This is a genomic window from Paenibacillus xylanexedens (assembly GCF_007676705.1).
Lineage (GTDB): Bacteria > Bacillota > Bacilli > Paenibacillales > Paenibacillaceae > Paenibacillus > Paenibacillus xylanexedens_C.
On sequence record NZ_VEBF01000301.1, the window covers coordinates 1 to 274 of the forward strand.

Sequence of the window (274 nt, forward strand, 5' to 3'; positions counted from 1 at the left end):
CTCCTTCCCTTCCCCTTTGACAATCCCCTACCCCTCTTCCAACCCCCCACCTCATTTCGTCATCATACACATCTACTCACTTCACAAACAACCTATCTTTATCCCCAAATCTGTCATACAACCTTTTACCATCAATTCCCATATCATTCACCACATCTCTCATACACCTCTTCTCATACCCTTCTTCCCAAAAAACTCTCATCCCTTTATCCACTACAACTCACTCTTCCAACTCTTTCCTTCTCCCCATTCACTTCCCTCCTGTTCAGAAAAC

The 274-nt window shown here is 44.2% G+C and carries 1 protein-coding gene; it reads right to left on the reverse strand.

The window, feature by feature from the left end; translation table 11 throughout:
* Window positions 1–76 precede the first annotated feature (76 nt).
* Window positions 77–202, reverse strand: a complete 126-nt coding sequence (locus tag FS628_RS33290) for a TetR family transcriptional regulator (RefSeq protein ID WP_369008913.1) — start codon at window positions 200–202, stop codon at window positions 77–79.
* Window positions 203–274 lie beyond the last annotated feature (72 nt).

What these genes read in the sequence shown, in the direction of transcription:
- FS628_RS33290 (WP_369008913.1), bottom strand. Translation starts at nt 202, where the DNA reads ATGAGAGTTTTTTGGGAAGAAGGGTATGAGAAGAGGTGTATGAGAGAT.